The 1315-nt window shown below is 31.1% G+C and carries 1 protein-coding gene; it reads right to left on the bottom strand.

The genetic code is table 11. From position 1 onward, the window contains the following. Nucleotides 1–133: 133 nt before the first annotated feature. The coding region (hslU, locus tag AMN99_RS00005) for an ATP-dependent protease ATPase subunit HslU (RefSeq protein WP_102134019.1) at nucleotides 134–1315 on the bottom strand (1182 nt) is incomplete at its 5' end.

The following is a 1315-nucleotide window of genomic DNA, read 5'->3' as shown; positions in this document are numbered from 1 at the left end:
ATTTTAAAATATTCAGTGCCTGAATTTATTAACAATAATCAAAATTTAATGAGGGTTATAAATGATATACAGGATGCAACAATTGAAGATGGAGGTAGTGGCGCTTTTTATATTCTTTTAAAAAAAAACAATTCTATAGGATAAATTTAGAAAGATCAGTATCTTTAACAAGGCTATCAAGATTTTTATTAATATACTCTTCATTAATTACAATCTTTTCTCCAGCTCTATCAGTTGCGGTAAAACTTATATCGTCTAATATTTTTTCAATTATAGTATGAAGTCTTCTTGCACCAATGTTTTCTACTGTTGCATTTACTTCAGAGGCTATATTTGCAATTGCATCTATTCCATCATCTGAGAATTCGAGATCAACATTTTCAGTTTTTAATAAAGCTACATATTGTTTTATTAAACTAAAGTCTGGCTCTCTAAGTATTCTTTTAAAATCATCACTGGTTAATGCTTCTAGTTCTACTCTTATTGGTAATCTTCCTTGTAATTCTGGAAGTAAATCAGAGGGTTTTGCAAGTTGAAATGCACCAGAAGCAATAAATAAAATATGATCTGTTTTTATTGGACCATGTTTTGTATTTACTGTTGTTCCTTCAATTAAAGGTAATAGATCTCTTTGAACTCCTTCTCTAGATACGTCACCTCCAACCCTATCAGTTCTTGCTGAAATTTTATCTATTTCATCTAGAAATACTATCCCGTTATTTTCAGTTGATAGTTTTGCGGCTTTAATAATTTTATCTTGTTCTATTAGTTTGTCTGATTCATCATTGATTAAAATTTCATGAGATTCTTTAACAGTCATTTTCTTTTTCTTTTCTTTGGGTCCCATTGATTTTCCAATCATATCTCCAATATTAATCATTCCAACATTAGCACCTGGCATTCCTGGAATTTCAAAGGAGGTACCATTAGAACCTGTATCGCTTACAGCTATCTCTATTTCGTTGTCATCTAAGTCACCATTTCTTAGTCTTTTTCTAAAACTCTCTCTTGTTGCAAGGCTTGCCTTTTTTCCCACCAAAGCATCAAGTACCTTTTCTTCAGCTGCTTTTTGGGCTTTTGCGTAAACTTCTTTTCTTTTTTTTACTTTTTCCATAGCAATTGCAATTTCAATTAAGTCTCTAACAATCTGCTCTACATCTCTTCCAACATATCCAACTTCTGTAAATCTAGTTGCCTCAACTTTAACAAAAGGAGCTTCAGCTAGTTTTGAAAGTCTTCTAGAAATTTCTGTTTTCCCAACACCTGTTGGTCCAATCATTAAAATATTTTTTGGTAAAACTTCATTTTTCATTTC

This window comes from Candidatus Pelagibacter communis, assembly GCF_001180225.1.
GTDB lineage: Bacteria > Pseudomonadota > Alphaproteobacteria > Pelagibacterales > Pelagibacteraceae > Pelagibacter > Pelagibacter ubique_D.
The sequence above is the reverse complement of the archived record's forward strand: the minus strand, read 5'-3'. Positions and strand labels throughout refer to the sequence as shown.